The organism is Geodermatophilus sp. SYSU D00742, assembly GCF_054049935.1.
In genome coordinates this window covers 167,122-185,946 of record NZ_JBJGYJ010000007.1, presented here as the reverse complement: position 1 = coordinate 185,946, position 18,825 = coordinate 167,122, and the positions used below count along the sequence as shown (strand labels likewise).

At 74.5% G+C, this 18,825-nt stretch carries 15 protein-coding genes; 6 read left to right on the top strand and 9 right to left on the bottom strand.

Annotated features, from left to right (window positions below; translation table 11 throughout):
* A partial coding sequence (locus ACI78V_RS07570) for a hypothetical protein (RefSeq protein ID WP_456850217.1) occupies nucleotides 1–276 on the top strand: 276 nt, incomplete at its 5' end.
* A 31-nt stretch (nucleotides 277–307) separates the two neighbouring features.
* Here the strand turns inward: ACI78V_RS07570 and ACI78V_RS07565 are convergent.
* The 5 genes from ACI78V_RS07565 to mce form a co-directional block, all read right to left on the bottom strand.
* On the bottom strand, nucleotides 308–916 hold the full coding sequence (locus ACI78V_RS07565; RefSeq protein ID WP_456850216.1) for a class F sortase: 609 nt from the start codon (nucleotides 914–916) through the stop codon (nucleotides 308–310).
* Nucleotides 913–1,713 (bottom strand): DUF4397 domain-containing protein, encoded by an 801-nt coding sequence (locus ACI78V_RS07560; RefSeq protein ID WP_456850215.1) that lies wholly within the window; start codon nucleotides 1,711–1,713, stop codon nucleotides 913–915. The genes ACI78V_RS07565 and ACI78V_RS07560 overlap by 4 nt, the downstream gene beginning before the upstream one ends.
* Before the next feature lie 62 nt (nucleotides 1,714–1,775).
* Nucleotides 1,776–3,086, bottom strand: a complete 1,311-nt coding sequence (locus ACI78V_RS07555) for a hypothetical protein (RefSeq protein WP_456850214.1) — start codon at nucleotides 3,084–3,086, stop codon at nucleotides 1,776–1,778.
* Nucleotides 3,087–3,269: 183 nt separating this feature from the next.
* Nucleotides 3,270–4,601 carry a crotonyl-CoA carboxylase/reductase gene (gene ccrA, locus ACI78V_RS07550; protein ID WP_456850213.1) on the bottom strand — a complete coding sequence of 444 codons (1,332 nt, stop codon included), beginning with the start codon at nucleotides 4,599–4,601 and terminating at the stop codon, nucleotides 3,270–3,272.
* Nucleotides 4,602–4,714: 113 nt separating this feature from the next.
* Entirely contained in the window at nucleotides 4,715–5,170 is a 456-nt protein-coding gene (gene mce, locus ACI78V_RS07545; protein WP_456850212.1) for a methylmalonyl-CoA epimerase, read from the bottom strand.
* Nucleotides 5,171–5,345: 175 nt separating this feature from the next.
* Between mce and ACI78V_RS07540 the strand changes: the two genes are divergently transcribed.
* The 5 genes from ACI78V_RS07540 to ACI78V_RS07520 all read left to right on the top strand — a co-directional run bounded on the left by ACI78V_RS07540 (nucleotide 5,346) and on the right by ACI78V_RS07520 (nucleotide 10,716).
* Nucleotides 5,346–6,536, top strand: a complete 1,191-nt coding sequence (locus ACI78V_RS07540) for an acetyl-CoA C-acetyltransferase (RefSeq protein WP_456850211.1) — start codon at nucleotides 5,346–5,348, stop codon at nucleotides 6,534–6,536.
* A gap of 65 nt (nucleotides 6,537–6,601) precedes the next feature.
* A complete protein-coding gene (gene meaB / locus ACI78V_RS07535; RefSeq protein WP_456850210.1) occupies nucleotides 6,602–7,552 on the top strand; it encodes a methylmalonyl Co-A mutase-associated GTPase MeaB in 951 nt (316 codons plus the stop codon).
* 23 nt (nucleotides 7,553–7,575) lie between these two features.
* Nucleotides 7,576–9,045, top strand: a complete 1,470-nt coding sequence (locus ACI78V_RS07530; protein WP_456850209.1) for a phytoene desaturase family protein — start codon at nucleotides 7,576–7,578, stop codon at nucleotides 9,043–9,045.
* 128 nt (nucleotides 9,046–9,173) lie between these two features.
* On the top strand, nucleotides 9,174–9,698 hold the full coding sequence (locus tag ACI78V_RS07525; protein WP_456850208.1) for a MarR family winged helix-turn-helix transcriptional regulator: 525 nt from the start codon (nucleotides 9,174–9,176) through the stop codon (nucleotides 9,696–9,698).
* A gap of 43 nt (nucleotides 9,699–9,741) precedes the next feature.
* Nucleotides 9,742–10,716 (top strand): tetratricopeptide repeat protein, encoded by a 975-nt coding sequence (locus tag ACI78V_RS07520; protein ID WP_456850207.1) that lies wholly within the window; start codon nucleotides 9,742–9,744, stop codon nucleotides 10,714–10,716.
* A 167-nt stretch (nucleotides 10,717–10,883) separates the two neighbouring features.
* Here ACI78V_RS07520 and ACI78V_RS07515 read toward each other — a convergent pair whose 3' ends face one another.
* The 4 genes from ACI78V_RS07515 to treS form a co-directional block, all read right to left on the bottom strand.
* On the bottom strand, nucleotides 10,884–12,290 hold the full coding sequence (locus ACI78V_RS07515) for a neutral zinc metallopeptidase (RefSeq protein ID WP_456850206.1): 1,407 nt from the start codon (nucleotides 12,288–12,290) through the stop codon (nucleotides 10,884–10,886).
* A 229-nt stretch (nucleotides 12,291–12,519) separates the two neighbouring features.
* Nucleotides 12,520–15,492 (bottom strand): 1,4-alpha-glucan branching protein GlgB, encoded by a 2,973-nt coding sequence (gene glgB / locus ACI78V_RS07510; RefSeq protein WP_456850205.1) that lies wholly within the window; start codon nucleotides 15,490–15,492, stop codon nucleotides 12,520–12,522.
* A 52-nt stretch (nucleotides 15,493–15,544) separates the two neighbouring features.
* Nucleotides 15,545–16,915 carry a maltokinase N-terminal cap-like domain-containing protein gene (locus ACI78V_RS07505; protein WP_456850204.1) on the bottom strand — a complete coding sequence of 457 codons (1,371 nt, stop codon included), beginning with the start codon at nucleotides 16,913–16,915 and terminating at the stop codon, nucleotides 15,545–15,547.
* A complete protein-coding gene (gene treS / locus ACI78V_RS07500; protein WP_456850203.1) occupies nucleotides 16,912–18,780 on the bottom strand; it encodes a maltose alpha-D-glucosyltransferase in 1,869 nt (622 codons plus the stop codon). The genes ACI78V_RS07505 and treS overlap by 4 nt, the downstream gene beginning before the upstream one ends.
* Between the last annotated feature and the right edge of the window lie 45 nt (nucleotides 18,781–18,825).

The following is an 18,825-nucleotide window of genomic DNA, read 5'->3' as shown; positions in this document are numbered from 1 at the left end:
CGGCCGGCCGGCCGCGACCCGTTCCGCCATCCCGACCCCGTCGAGGAGGCCGCCGACGGTGACTGGGTGGTGCGGGCGGTCACCGGCTCGGCCACCGGCAAGACCTACCGGTGCCCCGGCTGCGACCAGGAGATCCGCCCGGGCGTGCCGCACCTGGTGACCTGGGCGGCCTACGCCCGCGACTCCGACCTGGAGCCCTGGGACACCGACTCGGCCGCCGACTACCGCCGCCACTGGCACACCAGTTGCTGGCGGGCGCGTTCCCGGCGTCGCTGAGGAATGCGGGGAGAGCGCCGCGGGAGGCCGCTCACACCAGGCGGGCGAAGACGACCACGTTGTCGGTGTAGCTGCGCCGGCCGGGGTCGAACGCCCCGCCGCAGGTGACCAGCCGCAGCTCCGCGCGGGGGGTCGGCCCGTAGACCGCGGCGGTCGGGAAGTCCTCCTTCCGGTGGCGGGCGACGTCGGTGACGACGAAGCGGACCGTCGTCCCGTCGCCGCGGTCGACCAGCACCTCGTCGCCCGGGACGAGCTCCCGCAGGCGCCAGAACACGGCCGGTCCGTCGGGGGAGTCCACGTGCCCCGCGACCACGGCCGGCCCGACGTCACCGGGCGCTGCCGCGCCGGGGAACCAGCCGGCCCGGTCGTACCCGGTGGGCGGGACCAGCGCTCCGGTGGCGTCCGTCCCGAGCCGGACCAGGGGGCTGTCCACGCCGATGGCCGGCACCCGCACCCGCAGCGGTGCGACGGCGGGGGCGAGGGCGCCGGCCTCCGCGACGACGGGCGCCGCGGCTGCCTGCGTCGCCGGACCGGTCGGGGCGGGGCTCGGAGAGGCGAGCGCGACGGCGCCGGCGACGAGCGCGGTGGCCGCCAGCAGCCGGCGCGCCACCGGGAGCACCGGGCGCCGCACGGCGGTCACCGGGTCCGCGCCCGCAGCCGCAGCACGGTGAGGACGGCGGTGACCAGCGCCGCACCGGCCAGCAGGACAGGGAGCGGGGAGCCGTCCGCCGTCCCCCCGGCGCCGGTCTCGACCCCGCCGGTGGGCACGACGGCCGCGCCGGCGGCGTCGAGCACGGCGCGGACGGTCAGCCCGCCGTCCGGCCGGTCCAGGACCAGGAGGCTGTACAGGGAGCCGGCGGCCAGCTCCACCGGGACGTCGGCCGGTACGTCCCCGGCCCGCACCCGGAGCGTGGTGGCGCCGGCCGGTACCGCGACGTACGGCCCGGCCTCGGTGGCGCCGAGGCCGGTGGCGACGGGGACGCCGCCCGCCGAGACGTCCAGGGGCGGCGTGCCGGCGGCGGCGAGGACGCGGACGCGGGCCGCGCCGGGCGGCGGAGGGGTGAGCTCGTCGTCCAGGACGACCAGGCGCAGGTCGGCGAAGGAGCCCACTGCCGCGACCGTGCGGGCGGCGCCGGCGGGGACGTCGACCGTCGCCGACAGCAGCGGCGGGCTGCCGCGGTCGGCGTCCACGGCACGAATGCTCACCGCGTAGCCACCCGGAGGCACCTCCCGGTGCTCCGACAGCGCGCCGTAGCCGAGCTCCTCCGGTGCGCCGACGGCCTGCCCGGTACCGCGGGCGGTGACGGAGAGGGCGACGGCGGGGGTGTCCGGGGACAGGTGTGCGACGCGCAGCAGGGCGGTCTCGGCCGCCGCCGCGGGGACGCCGGCCAGCACCGGGCCCACGGCGAGCAGCAGCACCGCCAGGCCGCGCAGCACGAGGGGTGTGGCGCGACGGCGGACCGGTGCGCCGCCCGCCGTGCGGGGGACCAGGTGGCCGCTCAGCGCCGGCCGGGGGTCACCGGGCGGCTGCCGGTGTCGGGCTGGTCGGGCTTCACCGCGGGCTGGACCAGCGTCGGCGGGTCGGTCCGCTCGCCGGCCGAGACCGGACGGAGCTGCTGGGTCGTCTGGGCGGAGGGAGCCGCCGGACCACCCTCGGACTCCTCCGGGGACTGCTCGGCGGACGGCTGCAGGGCCGGGTCCTGCTGCGGCGGGGGCTGGTGGGCGGGAGCGGTCGGCTGTGCCGGGGGCCGCGTGGGCTGGCGGGCCGCGGCGGCCTCGCCGGTGCCCGTGCGCGGCGGATCGGCGGGACGGGCGGCCGCCGGCTGCGGAGCCGTGGTCGGCTGCACGGCGCGCTGCTGGGCGGTCACCGGTCCGACGGGCTCCTGCGCCGCGGGCCTGGGTGTGGGCGAGGGCTGCGGGGCGGTGCCGTGCTGGGGCTGCCGGGGAGTGGGCGAGGGCCGGTCCGACCCGGGCACCGGCGGCTTCGGGCCGGCGGTCGGCTCCGGTCGGCGGTCGCCGAGGTGGGGCAGCGTCTCCAGCACCCGCCGGGCCTCGGCCAGCCGGCCGGCCAGCTCGTCGCGGACCGACCGGATGGCCGCCGCGGCTGCCTCCGCCTCGCTGACCAGCTGGGCGGCGTGCTGCTCGGCCGCGGCGATCCGCTGCCGGGCGGCCTCGGCGGAGGCGCGGTCGCGCTCCTGGTCCCGCTGGGCGGCCTCCTGCCGGCGGGCCCGCTGGGCGATCTCGAAGTCCTCCTCGACCTTCGTCCGCCGGGCCTGGGACTCGGCGTCGAGCCGGGCGACCTTCTCCTGTGCCTTGCTGACCAGCTCGTCGGCGCGGATCTGGGCCTTGCTGGCGATCTGCTCGGCGTTCTGCCGGGCCTCGGCGATCATCCGCTCCACCTCGGCGCGGCCGGCGGCGTGCCGCTCGTGCATCGCCCGTTCCTCGGCGGCGGTCTGCTCCCGCAGCGCCTGCGCCTCCTCCTGGGCGGCTCGCCGGATGTCGGCGGCCTCCTCCTCGGCCAGCCGCAGCATGTGCGAGATGCGCTCGCTCATGTTCTCGAAGGTGGCCGGGCCCGCCGACGCGGCCTTGCGGCGCAGGGAGTCGATCTCCCCGTGCAGGGCCGAGAGCTGGCCGGCGAGGTCGGCGGAGCGGGCCATCGCGGCGTCCCGGTCGGCGAGCGCCACCCGGATGTCGGCCTCGAGCCGCTCGATGGTCTCGGCCACCTGGTGTCGGTCGAAACCCCGCAGCACGACGTCGAACGAGTGCTGGGCCTCACGCATGGGCAGCATGTCGCGGCGGGGGTCGCTCATACGTCCATCCTCGCAGAGTCGGCAGCAGGGGGCGTGTCACCGGGGACTCCCCCGCATGGTGCCAGCCCGACCTGGCAGGCGCCATGTCCGTGGCCCCCTGCAGGGCCCGCCCTCGGCGTGCCCCGACCCGCGCAGGGCCCGGGCGGGGGTCCTCCTACGGAGGGCTCGGGTGAGGGTCCTCCCTCACACGCCCCGGAAGCGGTTGATCGCGGAGAGGTGCCTCGCGCGCTTCTCGCCGTCCTTGACCCCGAGGCCCTCCTCGGGCGCCAGGGTCAGGACACCGACCTTGCCCTGGTGGGCGTTGCGGTGGACGTCGCAGGCGGCCTGGCCGACCTGGTCCATCGGGTAGACCTTCGACAGGGTCGGGTGGACCAGCCCGCGGTCGATGAGGCGGTTGGCCTCCCACGCCTCCTTGTAGTTGGCGAAGTGGCTGCCGATCACCCGCTTGAGGTTCATCCACAGGTAGCGGTTGTCGAACTGGTGCAGGTAGCCGCTGGTGGAGGCGCAGGTGACGACCGTGCCGCCCTTCTTCGCGACGTACACGCTGGCGCCGAAGGTCTCCCGGCCCGGGTGCTCGAAGACGATGTCGGGGTCGTCGCCCCCGGTCAGCTCCCGGATCCGCTTGCCCAGCCGCTGCCACTCCCGCGGGTCCTGGGTGTGCTCGTCCTTCCAGAACGTGTAGCCCTCGGCGGAGCGGTCGATGACCAGCTCGGCACCCATCGAACGGACGATGTCGGCCTTCTCGGGGCTGGACACCACGCAGACCGGGATGGCGCCGCCGTTGAGCGCCATCTGGGTGGCGTAGGAACCCAGCCCGCCCGAGGCGCCCCAGATCAGGACGACGTCGCCCTGCTTCATGTCCGCGCCGTTGCGGGACACCAGCTGCCGGTAGGCGGTGGAGTTGACCAGCCCGGGGCTGGCGGCCTCCTCCCAGGTGAGGTGGGCCGGCTTGGGCATCAGCTGGTTGCTCTTGACCAGCGCCAGCTCCGCCAGGCCACCGAAGTTGGTCTCGAACCCCCAGATCCGCTGCTGCGGGTCGAGCATCGTGTCGTCGTGGCCGGCCGGGTCCTCCAGCTCCACCGACAGGCAGTGCGCCACGACCTCGTCGCCGGGCGACCACCGGTGCACCCCCGGCCCCACCCGCAGGACGACGCCGGCCAGGTCGGACCCGACCACGTGGTAGGGCAGGTCGTGCCGCTTGGCGAGGTCGTGGAGGCGGCCGTAGCGCTCCAGGAAGCCGAAGGTGGAGACCGGCTCGAAGATCGACGTCCAGACGGTGTTGTAGTTCACCGACGACGCCATGACCGCGACGATCGCCTCGCCCGGGCCCAGCTCCGGGGTCGCCACCTCCTCCACGTGCAGGGACTTGCGGGGGTCCTTGTCCTTGGTCGGCAGGCCCTCGAACATCCCCTGCTCGTCCTTGCGCACCAGCACGGCGCGGTAGGACTCCGGCACCGGGAGGCCCGCGAGGGCGTCCAGCTGGTCGGCCAGGATGGCGTCCCTGATCTCGTTCACGCGTTCTCCCGGGTCTTCGTCGGCTGTGGTCGGGGGCGGTGCGGGCGGAGGACGCCAGCGGTGCGGTGGCGCGAGATGTTACCGATGAGTAGGCACCCCGTCAGCCCGGCGGGTCAGTGCCCGCCCCTCGCCGGCTCGACGAGCTCGACGAGCACCCCCCCGGCGTCCTTGGGGTGGACGAAGTTGACCCGGCTGCCGGCCGTCCCGCGCTTCGGGGTGTCGTAGAGCAGCCGCAGGCCACGCTGGCGCAGGCTGGCGGCGGCGGCCTCCACGTCGTCCACGCGGAAGGCCAGCTGCTGCAGCCCCGGGCCGGAGCGGCCGATGAACTTCGCGATCGTCGACTCCGGGGTGAGCGGCGCCAGCAGCTGGATCCGCGTCTCGCCGTCGCCGACGGCGAGCATCGCCTCGTGGACGCCCTGCTCCTCGTTGACCTCCTCGTGCACGGAACGGATGCCGAAGGCCGACTCGTAGAAGGCGATCGCCTCGCGGAGGTCGGGCACCGCGATCCCGACGTGGTCGATGGTGGTGAACAGTCCGGCCGGCAGGCCCGAGGGGGCGTCAGTGGTCACGGCGGCATCCTCCCGAAGAGACGTCTGGGACGACAGTTCGGTGTGAGGGGCATCACAGGCGGGCCGGGAGCCGCGCGAGCGGTCCTATCCTGAGGGGACGCCCGAAGCCGCGCCAGCGCGGCCAGCTCTGAGCACACCGGTCGCCGTCGACGGCGGCCCGGCACTGGAGGCCCCCATGCCCCGTTCGGTCATCGTCAGCGGCGCCCGCACCCCGATGGGCCGGCTGCTCGGCTCGCTCAAGGACTTCTCCGCGGCCGACCTCGGCGGGGTCGCGATCAAGGCGGCGCTGGAGCGGGCCGGCATCTCCGGCGACCAGGTCGAGTACGTGATCATGGGGCAGGTGCTGCAGGCCGGCGCCGGTCAGAACCCCGCCCGGCCCGCCGCGGTGGCCGCCGGCATCCCCATGACCGTGCCGGCCATCACCGTGAACAAGGTGTGCCTCTCCGGCCTGAGCGCCATCGCGCTGGCCGACCAGCTGATCCGCGCCGGTGAGTTCGACGTCGTCGTGGCCGGCGGTCAGGAGTCGATGACGCAGGCGCCGCACCTGCTGGCCGACTCGCGCACCGGTGTGAAGTACGGCGACACGAAGCTGGTCGACTCGATGGCCCACGACGGGCTGAGCGACACCTTCGACCAGGTCGCGATGGGTGCGCTGACCGAGCGGGCGAACAGCCGCTACGACCTGACCCGCGAGGAGCAGGACGCGTTCGCCGCGGAGAGCCACCAGAAGGCCGCGCGCGCCGGGAAGAACGGCGTCTTCGACGAGGCGATCACCCCGGTGCTCATCCCGCAGCGCAAGGGCGACCCGATCGAGTTCCGCGACGACGAGGGCGTCCGCGCCGACACCACGGTGGAGACCCTGTCGCGGCTGAAGCCGGCCTTCGCCGAGGACGGCACCATCACCGCCGGCACCGCGTCGCAGATCTCCGACGGTGCCTGCGCGGTGGTGGTGATGAGCGCGGAGAAGGCCGCCGAGCTCGGCATCACCCCGATCGCCGAGATCGGCGCCCACGGGGTCGTCGCCGGGCCGGACGCCACGCTGCAGAGCCAGCCGTCGCGGGCCGTCCAGAAGGCGTGCCAGCGCGAGGGCATCGACCCGAAGGACCTCGACCTCGTCGAGTTCAACGAGGCCTTCGCCGCCGTCGCGCTCGTCTCCACGCGGGAGCTCGGGATCGACCCCGAGAAGGTCAACCCCAACGGCGGCGCGATCGCCCTCGGTCACCCGATCGGCATGAGCGGTGCCCGCATCGTGCTGGACGTGGCGCTGGAGCTCCGCCGCCGCGGCGGTGGCGTGGGTGCCGCCGCGCTGTGCGGCGGCGGTGGGCAGGGCGACGCGCTGATCCTGCACGTGCCCGCCCGCGCGTGACGCCGGACGGCACCGCCGTCCGGACGACCGGCCCCGTCGCCCCCCGTGGGCGACGGGGCCGTCGCGTGGTGGACGTCCCCGACCTCGTCGCCCGGGCCCGGGACGGCGAGGCCCGCGCGGTGGCCCGGCTGATCTCCCTCGTCGAGGACGCCGGCCCGGCGGTCCGCGACGTCGCGGCGGCCCTGACCCCGCACACCGGGCGGGCGCAGGTGATCGGCCTGACCGGGGCGCCCGGCGTCGGCAAGTCGACGACGACGGCGGCACTGGTGCGGGCCCACCGGCAGGCCGGGAAGCGGGTCGGCGTGCTCGCCGTCGACCCCTCGTCCCCGTTCTCGGGCGGGGCCCTGCTCGGCGACCGGATCCGCATGCAGGACTCGGCCGGGGACGCCGGGGTGTACATCCGCTCCATGGCCTCCCGCGGTCACCTCGGCGGGCTGGCCTGGGCCACGCCACAGGCGCTGCGCGTGCTCGACGCCGCCGGGTGCGACGTGGTGCTGGTCGAGACCGTCGGCGTCGGGCAGTCCGAGCTGGAGATCGCCTCGCTGGCCGACACGACCCTGGTGCTGCTGGCGCCGGGCATGGGCGACGGCATCCAGGCGGCGAAGGCCGGGATCCTCGAGGTCGCCGACGTCCTCGTCGTCAACAAGGCCGACCGGGACGGCGCCGACCAGACCGTGCGCGACCTGCGCGCGATGCTCTCCCTGGGCGATCGGCCGGACGGCGCCTGGCGGCCCCCGGTCTGCCGGACGGTCGCCACGCGCGGCGGCGACGAGGGCATCGGGACCCTGCTCGCCGCGGTCGAGGAGCACCGTCGCTGGCTGGAGTCGTCGGGGGAGGGCACCCGCCGCCGGACCGCGCGGGCGGCACGGGAGATCGAGGCGATCGCCCTGGGCACCCTGCGGGAGCGGATGGGGGAGGTGCGGGGCTCGGCAGCGCTCGGTGCGCTGGCCGAGGCCGTGGTGGCGGGGGAGACCGATCCCTTCCGGGCCGCCGACGCGCTCCTCGCGCAGTTGTGACCTGCTGAGGGCAGGATGGCGGGGTGAACGGGAAGCCGGACGCCGTCGTCGTCGGAGCCGGGCCGAACGGGCTGGCCGCGGCCCTGCGGCTGGCCGCCGCGGGTCTCCGCGTGCAGGTCGTCGAGGCGGCCGAGCGTCCTGGCGGCGGCATGCGGACCGAGGAGCTGATGCGGCCGGGGTACCGGCACGACGTCTGCTCGATCGTGCAGCCGATGGCGGCCGCGGCGCCCTTCTTCCGCGAGTTCGACCTCGCCGCTCGCGGGGTCCGGCTGGTGCAGCCGGAGGTCAACTACGCGCACCCCCTGGACGGCGGGGGTGCCGCGGTGGCGTACCGCTCGCTCGAGGAGACCGCGGCGGGACTCGGCGCGGACGGGCCGGCCTACCGCCGCCTGTTCGAGCCGCTGGTCGAGCACGGCACCGACGTCGTCGACTTCTTCCTGACCAGCCAGTTGCGCCGGCTGCCCACGCGCAGCGTCGGCGCCATCACCAGGTTCGGGCTCAACGGGCTGCCCAACGTGCGCTGGCTGGCCCACCGGTACTTCCGGACCGAGGGGGCCCGCGCGCTGCTCGGCGGGGCGGCCGCCCACGGCATGCTCGACCTGAGCCAGCCGCTGACCTCCGCGCTCGGGATGCTGCTGACGATGCTGGGTCACCACGTCGGCTGGCCGCTGGTCGAGGGCGGCTCGCAGAACCTGGCCGACGCGATGGTCACCGCGCTGGAGCAGCAGGGCGGCGAGGTGGTGACCGGGCACCTGGTGACGGACCTGCGCGAGTTCGACGGGGTACCGGCCGTGCTGCTCGACACCACGCCCGAGGCCTTCGTGGCGATGGCCGGCGACCGGGTGCACGAGGGCTACCGGCGGTGGGTCCGGCGGTACAAGCACGGCGCCGGCGTCTTCAAGGTCGACTGGATCCTGTCCGAACCGGTGCCCTGGACCAATACCGACGTCCGCCGGGCCGGGACCGTCCACATCGCCGGCACGCTGGAGGAGACGATCGCCGGTGAGCGTGCGCCCAACCGCGGCGAGCTCACCGACCGCCCGTACGTCCTCGCCGTCCAGCCCACCGTCCCGGACCCGACGCGGGCCCCGGAGGGCGGGCACGTCTTCTGGGCCTACGTGCACGTGCCGCACGGCGCCGACGTCGACATGACCGAGGCCATCGAGAACCAGGTGGAGCGCTTCGCGCCGGGGTTCAGGGACACCGTCGTCGAGCGGGTCACCAAGGACGCCGTCGCGATGGAGAAGTGGAACCCGGCCTACATCGGCGGCGACATCTCCAACGGCCAGGCGACGCTGCGGCAGATGCTGGCCCGGCCGGTCCCGCGCTGGAACACCTACAAGACCCCGGTGCCGGGCGTGTACCTCGCCTCCTCGGCGACACCGCCGGGACCGGCCGTCCACGGCGCCTGCGGGGACAACGCCGCGCGGGTCGCGCTCAAGGAGGTCTTCGGGGTGCGGCACGTACCGCCCCTGCGCCCGGCCCCGCGGTAGCCCCACGCCGTCTCGGGTCGGGGGGCCCACCGGCGCCGCCGTGGTCCCCGGGGGAGCGGTGCCACGGGGTCACCCACCCCAGGTCGCCACTGGGGGCCGCACGCGACCAGCCCGTAGCCTCTGGTGCCATGGTCCGACCGCTGGGGTTGCCCTTCGATCCCATCGAGCGCGCCGGGGACTCGTGGGAGCAGCACTTCGGCCCGGCGGCGGCGATGCGCGCCGCCACCTCGGTCTTCCGCGTCCAGCAGATCCTGCTCGCCCGCTTCGACGAGGCGTTGCGGCCGCACGCGCTCACGTTCGCGCGCTACGAGGTCCTCGTGCTGCTGACCTTCAGCCGCACCGGGGAGCTGCCGCTGAAGGTGATCGGCAGCCGGCTGATGGTCCACCCCACGAGCGTCACCAACGCCATCGACCGGCTGGTCGCGGCCGGCTACGTCGACCGCCGCCCCAACCCCGCCGACGGCCGCGGCGTGCTCGCCGGCATCACCGAGCGGGGCCGGGCCGTCGTCGAGGACGCCACCGCCGCGCTCACCGCCCTCGACTTCGGGCTGGGCGACCTCCCCGAGGCAGAGCTGCAGACGCTGTTCGACATCCTCAAGCGGGTCCGGCTCGGCGCCGGTGACGTGGCCGACGCCGAGGCCCCCGTCGGCTGAGCACCCCCGACGTCCCGGCGGCGGCGGTGGGATGATCGAGGTCATGCAGCCCTCCCGCCCCGGACGCCCAGACCCGCGCGCACAGGCCCAGCAGGCGCAGCTGGCCGCCTCACTCGCCGGCGCGGTCGACCTCGCCGCCGTCAAGGCCCGCTCCGAGGCCGCGGCGCGGGCCCAGGCCGCACCCCCGCCGGCCGCGGCCACCCCTGGCGCCCCGGCGGGTGCCCCCGGTACCGCGGTCGTCGACGTCACCGAGGCCACCTTCCAGACCGAGGTGCTCGACCGCTCCTTCCAGGTGCCGGTCGTGCTCGACCTCTGGGCCGAGTGGTGCGGGCCGTGCAAGCAGCTGTCCCCGGTGCTCGAGCGGCTGGCCGCGGAGGGCGGCGGGTCCTGGGTGCTGGCGAAGGTCGACGTCGACGCCAACCCCGCGCTCGCCCAGGGGCTGCGGGTGCAGGGCATCCCGGCGGTCAAGGCCGTCTGGCAGGGGCAGCTGGTCGCCGAGTTCACCGGCGCCATCCCCGAGGAGCAGGCCCGCCAGTTCGTCACCGAGCTGGTCCGCGCCACCACCGGCGGCGCGGTGCCCGGCGCCAAGGAGGGCGAGCCGGAGGACGACGACCCGCGCCTGGACGCCGCCGAGGCCGCCCTCGAGCGTGGCGACCTCGCCGCGGCGGAGGCCGCCTACCAGGCGATCGTCGACGCCGAGCCCGACCACCCGGTCGCCGGCCTGGCGCTGCGCCAGGTGCAGCTGTTCCGTCGCGCCGACGAGGCCGGCCCCGACGCCCTCACCCGGGCCGACGCCGCGCCGGACGACGTGACCGCGCAGACCCGCGCCGCCGACTTCCTGCTCGGCACCGGGGACGTCGAGGGGGCCTTCGCCCGCCTGCTCGACGTCGTCCGCCGGACCGCCGGTGAGGACCGCGACCAGGCGCGCAAGCACCTCGTGGAGCTGTTCGGCGTCGTCGGGGACCAGGACCCGCGGGTGGGCGCCGCCCGCCGCGAGCTCACGATCGCGCTGTACTAGGAGGCCCCCCTCCCTCCCGCCTGGGAGGACCCCGTCCCGCCCACCGTCGCAGGCCCGGGACGGGGCCGGCGGGGTCCTGGGGGGTGGCCGTTCCAGGACCCCGCCGGGCCCGCGGCGGGACCCGGCAGGGGCGCACGGCCGCACCGTCGACGGACCCGGAGGGGGCCTCAGACGCCGACGTCGCAGGCGCGGGCGCCTCCGAGGAACCCGCCGCGGAAGAGGTCGACCAGCTGGAAGCCGGAGGCGTCGGTCGGGCCCAGCACCTGCGGGTCGTTGCCGTACTCGAGGAGGAACTGCACGCTCTCGTCGAGGTCGCCGGGGGAGATGACCACGTTGGTGAGCTCGCCGTTGTAGACCTGCGCGCTGTACCAGCCGGCCAGGCACACCGCCGACCGCAGCGCCTCGTCGCCCTCGGTCGACAACCCCAGCTGGTCGCGGGCGGCCAGCCCGTAGGGGATCGCGACGGCCGTGGGGACGGCGTAGTCACCGAGCCCCTCGTAGGCCGGCCCGGTGAGGTCCTGCTCGTCGAAGCCGACCAGCCCGCCCGCGCCGACGCCGTCCCCGGCCGGGCAGTAGACGAGGTCGACGTCGTCGGCGGCGCAGTTCGGGGCCGTGCCGCGGAAGGGCTCCAGCCGCGGTGCCCGGAACGTGCCGTCGAGCACCTCGGTGAAGGCGCGCTCCCAGAACTCCGGCAGGGACGTCTCGATGATCTGCTCGATCGTCCCGTACGGCGCGTTGCCGCCGCTGCGGAAGTCCTCGTCGCTGGTGAACCGGCCCTGCGTGAAGACGCGGTCCTCCCCGAACCGGTCGCGGCAGGCGGTCGGGCCGTCGTCGAAGCCCTCCTGGAAGGCCGACACCCGGTCGAAGTAGGACCCGTGCGCCTGCTCCTGGGTCGGGCTGGTCCCGACCGGGTCGCGCAGCAGCAGGTAGCCGCGCAGCAGCTGGTCCAGCTCCGGTTCGCGGATCTGCGAGTGCGTGGCCTGCCCCTCGGCGACCCACGCGGTCCACGCGCCGGCGAAGCAGTCGGCCTGGGTCTCGGTGGCGATCGACGTCGGAGGCGAGCCGACCCGCGCCTGGACGGCGTGACCGAACTCGTGCGCCATCACCAGCGCGGGGATGAACCGGCCGTAGCCGTCGGCGAGCTCGGCGAGGTAGGCGCGGTCGTAGCTGATCGAGTCGGAGTTCACCGTCTGGCCCGTGCAGTAGAAGGCGTTGTTCTCGACCTCGCGCGGGTCGGCGCCGCACCCGACGCCCTGCGGGTACACCGCCGGGTCGACGTCGGCCGGGTCCACGCTGAAGTAGCCGCCGGTCAGCGGGCTGAAGCGGCCGCCGAACACGTCGGGGAACTGCTCGGCCCAGTAGTCCTCGAGGTCGGCGAGGGCGTTGCGGGCCAGGACGTCGATCGGCCCGTCCACGGCGCCCACGACGTCAACGCGGCCGGGATCGGCGTCGTCCGGCGGTGGGTCGGCGGCGCTGGGGCGGCCGAGCACGACGACCGAGCAGCCGGTCGCGGCGAACAGCGTGGCGACGGCCAACAGGACCGGGACGACCCGGCGCAGGAGGGCAGCAGGCATGGCCAGGGCATCGTCGCACCGCGACGCCGGCTCCGCTCCGGGAACGGCCCGGCCGGCGCGGTGCCGGCGGGGCAGGGGCCCAGGTCGCAGGCGGTGCCGCCCCGGAGCGAGCCGTCGCGGGAGGCGGCCGTGCGGCGCCGGACCTGCCTCGGAGAGGCGTGCTCCCTCGTCCGGGACACCGCCCTGCGCGGCCGGGGACGGTGCGCCCGGCCGCGCAGGGGAGAGGTGCTCAGCCCTCGTGCAGGAACCAGACGGTGCCCAGGGGCGGGGCCGACACCGTGGCCGAGTACGGCTGGCCGTGCCACGGCTGCTCGACGGCCTCGATGCCGCCCATGTTGCCCACGCCGGAGCCGCCGTAGCCCTCGGCGTCGGTGTTGACCACCTCGCGCCAGAAGCCGGGACGGGGCAGCCCGACCCGGTAGCCGTGGTGCGGCGCACCGGAGAAGTTCACGACGCACGCGAGCGCCTGCCCGGCCCCGGTCCCCCCCTCGTCGGCCGCACCGCCGGCGCCCGGGAGGCCGTAGCGCAGGAACGACAGCACGTTGCCCGAGGCGTCGTTGGCGTCGATCCACTGGAAGCCTGCCGGGTCGACGTCCTGCGACCACAGCGCCGGCAGCTCCTTGTAGCGGGCGTTGAGGTCGGTGACCAGGGACAGCACACCGCGGTGGGCGGGGTCGTCGAGGTGCCACCAGTCCAGCGAGCGGCTCTCGGCCCACTCGGCGTCCTGGGCGAACTCCGAGCCCATGAACAGCAGCTGCTTGCCCGGGTGCGCCCACATGTAGGCGAGGAAGGCGCGCAGGTTCGCCAGCTGCTGCCACCGGTCACCGGGCATCTTCCGCAGCAGCGAGCCCTTGCCGTAGACGACCTCGTCGTGGCTGATCGGCAACACGTAGTTCTCGGAGTAGGCGTACATCATCGAGAACGTCAGCTGCCCGTGGTGGTAGCTGCGGTACACCGGCTCGCGCTGCACGTAGGACAGCGAGTCGTGCATCCAGCCCATGTTCCACTTGAAGCCGAAGCCCAGGCCACCGAGGTGGGTGGGCCGGGTGACGCCCGGCCACGCGGTCGACTCCTCGGCGATGGTGACCACGCCGGGCACCTCGCGGTAGACGGTGGCGTTCATCTCCTGCAGGAAGGCCACCGCCTCGAGGTTCTCCCGCCCGCCGTACTTGTTGGGCAGCCACTCGGTGCGGGAGTAGTCCAGGTAGAGCATCGAGGCGACCGCGTCGACCCGGACGCCGTCGACGTGGAACTCCTTGCACCAGTAGAGGGCGTTCGCGACGAGGAAGTTGCGCACCTCGGAGCGGCCGAAGTCGAAGACGTAGGTGCCCCAGTCCTGCTGCTCGCCGCGGCGCGGGTCGGCGTGCTCGTAGAGCGCGGTGCCGTCGAACCGGGCCAGCGCCCAGTCGTCCTTGGGGAAGTGCGCGGGCACCCAGTCGACGATGACCCCGACACCGGCCTGGTGGGCCTTGTCCACCAGGTACCGGAAGTCGTCGGGGCTGCCGTAGCGGGCGGTGGGGGCGTAGTACGAGGTGACCTGGTAGCCCCAGGACCCGCCGAAGGGGTGCTCGGCGACCGGCATGAACTCGATGTGGGTGAAGCCGGCCTCCACGACGTAGTCGACCAGCTCGTCGGCGAGCTGCCGGTAGGACAGGCCCTGCCGCCAGGAGCCGATGTGCACCTCGTAGACGCTCATCGGCCGCTGGTGCCAGCCGGCCCCGGCCCGCTCGGCGAGCCACTCGTCGTCGTGCCACTCGTACGCGGACTCGGTGACGACCGAGGCGTTGAGCGGTGGCACCTCGGTGGCGAAGGCCAGCGGGTCGGACTTCTCCCGCCACACGCCGTCGCGGCCCAGCACGTGGTACCGGTACCGCGTGCCCACCTGGACGCCGGGGATGAAGACCTCCCAGACGCCGGAGGACCCCAGCGACCGCATGGGGTAGGCGCGGGCCTGCCAGTAGTCGAAGTCGCCGGTGACCTTCACGCCCTGGGCGTTGGGCGCCCACACGGCGAAGGACACGCCCTCGACCGGCCCGCCGGGGGTGTCGTAGCGCCGGACGTGGGCACCGAGCACCTCCCACAGCCGCTCGTGCCGGCCCTCGCGGATGAGGTGCTGGTCGAGCTCGCCGACCGTGGGCAGCCACCGGTAGGGGTCGTCGACGGTGTAGGTGTTCGTGCCACCCTGGCCGTCGCCGTAGGCCACCTCGATCCGGTAGTCGCCGGGCTGCTGGGGGAGCCGGGCCTCGTAGATGCCGCCGCCGTGCAGCTGGCGCGCCTCGTAGCGGGAGCCGTCCTGGTCGACGACGGCGACCGAGACGGCGTCGGGCCGCAGCGTGCGCACCACCCAGCCCTGCGCGGCGCGGTGCGCGCCGAGGACGCTGTGCGGCGCGTAGGACCAGCCCTCGACGATCGCGCGCAGCTGCTCCCCGGTGACCTCCTCGGGAGCCGGCCCGCCGGCGGCGGTGCCGGTCGCGGCGTCTCCGCCGGTGGCACCGGCTGCTGCGGTGTCGGCGGTCCCGGCGGCCGGCGTGCCACCGGTCGCGAGCCCACCCGGGGCGCCCGCCCCGGCGTCACCGGTCGCGACCCCGCCGGCGGAGGTGCCCACCTCCGCGGTGGCGGCGGTGTCCGGCCCGGCCGCGCCGTCCTCGGGTGCCTGCGGGGTGCTCGGCTCGGCCGGGTCCGGGCTCGGCGGCTCGGGCTGCGGAGCCGGCGCGCCGCTGGGACTGCCCGGCTCGGCGATCGGCGCGGGCGCGACCACCGGTGTGGCGGTGCCGCCCTGCGCGAGGACGACGTCGTCCTGCGGGGCGTCGACGTCGCCGGCGGCGCGCGCGGCCGCGGCCTTCTTCGCCGCGGCCGTGCGGGGGGTGGTCTTCTTGGCGGCGGCCCGCTTGGCGGTCGCCTTCGCGGGGGCGCCCTCGGCCGCGCCGTCTGCGGCGGCCGAGGCCTTCCCCGCCGCCGCGGCCTTCTTGGCCGCGGGTGCCTTCTTCGCCGCCGGTGCCTTCTTCGCCGCGGCGCGCTTGCGCGGCGCGGTGGGGTTCACGACCGGCTCGCTCTCGGCGGCCTGGGCCCGGGCCGCCTTCTCCTCGACGACAGCCTGCAGCTCCTCCTTGGTGGCCGGCGGGCGGCTGCCGGAGTCGGTGGTGGGCTGGGTGGCACCGGTGGCACCGGTGGTGCTGTCGGTCGTCCCCTCGGGGGTCGTCATCGCGTCGCCGTCCTCTTCCGTGCGGTGGTCGGTGGTCGGGTGCACCCGCGCGTCAGCCTGCGGCGGTGAGCCGGGTCAGCGACTGCAGCGGGATCATCAGCCAGTGCGGGCGGTTCCGGGCCTCGTAGACGCACTCGTAGACGGCCTTGTCCGCCTCGAAGGCCCGCAGCAGCGGTGAGTCGCCGCACGGGTCCATGCCGCTGGCGGCGGAGTACCCGGCGCAGAAGGCGCTGCGGTTGCGCTCTGCCCACTCCTGCGCGCGGTATGCGCGCTGGGGGTCGTCGGGCTGCTCGACGAGCATGTGCCGAGCCGCGTAGTCGAAGCTGCGCAGCATGCCGGCCACGTCGCGCATGGGGCTGTCGAGTTCGCGGCGCGCGGCCAGCGGGCGGGCCGGCTCGCCCTCGAAGTCGAGCACGATCCAGCCGGTGGCGGTGCGCAGCACCTGCCCGAGGTGGAGGTCGCCGTGCACCCGCTGGCGGACGACGGTCTCCTGGGCGTCGGCCACCGCGGCGTACACCGCACGCAGCCCGTCGGCGTGCTCGGCCAGCTGCGGGACGACGGTGATCGCCGCCTCCAGCCGGTCCGTCATCTGCTCGGCCAGCGTCCCGAACCAGGCCCGGTCGGCCGGCTCCGTGGGCAGGACCTCGGCCATGTCGGCGTGCACCGACGCGGTCGCCGCGCCCAGCCGCTCGCTGTCGGCGGCGAAGTCCCCGCCCACCTCGTCGGCGTGCAGGTCGCCCTCGGCGTAGAGGTCGCGGACGCTGGCGGTCGCCAGTCGCCAGCCGTCACTGGCGTTGGGCACGAAGGTCTGCAGCATCGCGACCGTCGCCGGTTCGGCCGCCGGGTCGGGGTCGTCGATCTCGATGTGGCCCAGCAGGGGGGCGATGTGCGGGTTCTGCGTCTTGCGCAGGGCGTCGTGGATCTCGACGTCCGGGTTGAGCCCCGGCTCCAGCCGGCGGAACAGCTTGAAGATCGCCTCCTGGCCGTAGACCAGGGAGGTGTTGCTCTGCTCGGTGGAGACGATGTCGCCGGGCACGCCCTCGGGGATGAAGGAGGCCCCCGCCGGGTGGAAGTGCATCGGCCCGATCGTCGAGGCGTTGACCAGGTGGATCAGCCACGGCGTGGTGGCGTCCCGGTCGCGCATCGCGTCGTAGGCGTAGCTCTCCCTGTCCCCGGAGGGCACCGCGCCGACGAAGGCCCCGCTCAGCTCGTCGACGGGGTGGTCGCGCCAGGACAGCGGCACCAGGTAGGTCTCGCTCGCGCCGTCGGTGTAGGACACCCGGACCCGGTGCACCGACAGGACCGGGTCGGCCTGGTCGAGCAGGAACCCGTCCTCGGTGATGCCGGTCCACTCCCGGCCCTTGCTCCCGAACCAGCGCTGGTGGGGCATCCACTCGCGGAGCAGGTCGGTCAGTGCGCTCATCGGTCGCCTCCGGGGCTGGGCGGGACGTCGTCTCCGGACCGGGTGTCGCTGTCGCCGGGGATCTCCGTCGCGGCGGAGACCACCCCGGCGGCCAGCAGGGACTCGGCGACCGCGCTGGAGGCGGTGCTCTCCCAGTCCTCGGACTCCTCGGGCGCCGGCTCGGCGGGCTTGCTCAGCTCGAACCAGTAGAAGCCGTGACCGGCCAGCGTGAGCATGTAGGGCAGGACGCCGATCTGCGGGAACTCCACCCGGCCGGTGAGCTCGACCGGGGTGTAGCCCTCGAACTGGCGCAGGTCCAGCTCCACCGGCTGGGGGAAGCGGGACAGGTTGTTCACGCACAGCACGACGTCGTCGCCGAAGCGGCGGACGAACGACAGCACCGTCGGGTTGCGCGAGCCGACCTCCTCGTAGCTGCCGAGCCCGAAGGTCGGGTGCTCCTTGCGGACCCGGATCATCTGCCGGATCCAGTGCAGCATCGAGGTGGTGTTGCGCAGCTGGGACTCGACGTTGGTGACCTGGTAGCCGTAGACCGGGTCCTGGTTCAGCGGCAGGTACATCCGCTGCGGGTCGGCGGTGGAGAAGCCGCCGTTGCGGTCCGGCGTCCACTGCATCGGCGTCCGGACCCCGTCCCGGTCACCGAGCCAGATGTTGTCGCCCATGCCGATCTCGTCCCCGTAGTAGAGGACCGGTGAGCCCGGGAGGGACAGCAGGAGCGCGTTGAACAGCTCCAGGGTGTCCATGTCGTTGTCCAGCAGGGGCGCCAGCCGCCGCCGGATGCCGATGTTGGCCTTCATGCGGGGGTCCTTGGCGTACTCCGCCCACATGTAGTCGCGCTCCTCGTCGGTGACCATCTCCAGGGTCAGCTCGTCGTGGTTGCGCAGGAAGATGCCCCACTGGCAGTTGTCCGGGATGTCCGGCGTCTGGGCCATGATCTCCGAGATCGGGAAGCGCTGCTCCCGCCGGACGGCCATGAACAGCCGCGGCATCACCGGGAAGTGGAAGGCCATCTGGCACTCGTCGCCGTTCTCGCCGAAGTACTCGACGACGTCGGCGGGCCACTGGTTGGCCTCGCACAGCAGCACCCGGTCGGGGTAGTCCGCGTCGACCACCTTGCGGACGTGCTTGAGGAACTCGTGGGTGCGCGGGAGGTTCTCGCCGTTGGTCCCCTCCTCCTCGAACAGGTAGGGGACGGCGTCGAGCCGGAAGCCGTCGATGCCGAGGTCCAGCCAGAAGCGCAGGGCGTCGATGATCGCCTCCTGCACCTGCGGGTTCTCGAAGTTGAGATCGGGCTGGTGGGAGAAGAAGCGGTGCCAGAAGTACTGCTTGCGCACCGGGTCGAACGTCCAGTTGGAGCTCTCGGTGTCGACGAAGATGATCCGCGCGTCGGCGTAGCCGGTGTCGTCGTCGGCCCACACGTAGAAGTCGCCGTAGGGGCCGTCGGGGTCGCTGCGGCTGGCCTGGAACCAGGGGTGCTGGTCCGAGGTGTGGTTCATGACGAAGTCGATGATCACGCGCATGCCGCGGGCGTGGGCGGCGTCGAGGAACTCCTTGAAGTCGTCGATGTCGCCGAACTCCGGCAGGACGGCGGTGTAGTCGCTGACGTCGTAGCCGCCGTCGCGCAGCGGTGAGGCGAAGAACGGCGGCAGCCAGAGGCAGTCGACACCCAGCCACTGCAGGTAGTCGAGCTTGTCCATCATGCCGCGCAGGTCGCCGACGCCGTCGGCGTTGCTGTCGGCGAAGCCGCGGACGAGCACCTCGTAGAAGACGGCGCGCTTGTACCACTCGGGGTCGGCGCCGGGGGCCGGCAGCGCCGAGCGGGGGGAGTCGGAGCGACCCTCGGGGAGGTCGGGGACGGGAACGGTCATTGCAGGAAGTCGCCCTCGGTTCAGCAGGGGAGCGGATGGGAGTTC

Excerpts from the sequence above, each read along its gene's own strand:
- ACI78V_RS07555 (WP_456850214.1), bottom strand. The coding sequence starts at position 3,086 with ATGAGCGACCCCCGCCGCGACATGCTGCCCATGCGTGAGGCCCAGCAC.
- ACI78V_RS07505 (WP_456850204.1), bottom strand. The coding sequence starts at position 16,915 with ATGAGCGCACTGACCGACCTGCTCCGCGAGTGGATGCCCCACCAGCGC.
- ACI78V_RS07525 (WP_456850208.1), top strand. The coding sequence starts at position 9,174 with ATGGTCCGACCGCTGGGGTTGCCCTTCGATCCCATCGAGCGCGCCGGG.
- ACI78V_RS07540 (WP_456850211.1), top strand. The coding sequence starts at position 5,346 with ATGCCCCGTTCGGTCATCGTCAGCGGCGCCCGCACCCCGATGGGCCGG.
- glgB (WP_456850205.1), bottom strand. The coding sequence starts at position 15,492 with ATGACGACCCCCGAGGGGACGACCGACAGCACCACCGGTGCCACCGGT.
- treS (WP_456850203.1), bottom strand. The coding sequence starts at position 18,780 with ATGACCGTTCCCGTCCCCGACCTCCCCGAGGGTCGCTCCGACTCCCCC.
- ACI78V_RS07520 (WP_456850207.1), top strand. The coding sequence starts at position 9,742 with ATGCAGCCCTCCCGCCCCGGACGCCCAGACCCGCGCGCACAGGCCCAG.
- ACI78V_RS07515 (WP_456850206.1), bottom strand. The coding sequence starts at position 12,290 with ATGCCTGCTGCCCTCCTGCGCCGGGTCGTCCCGGTCCTGTTGGCCGTC.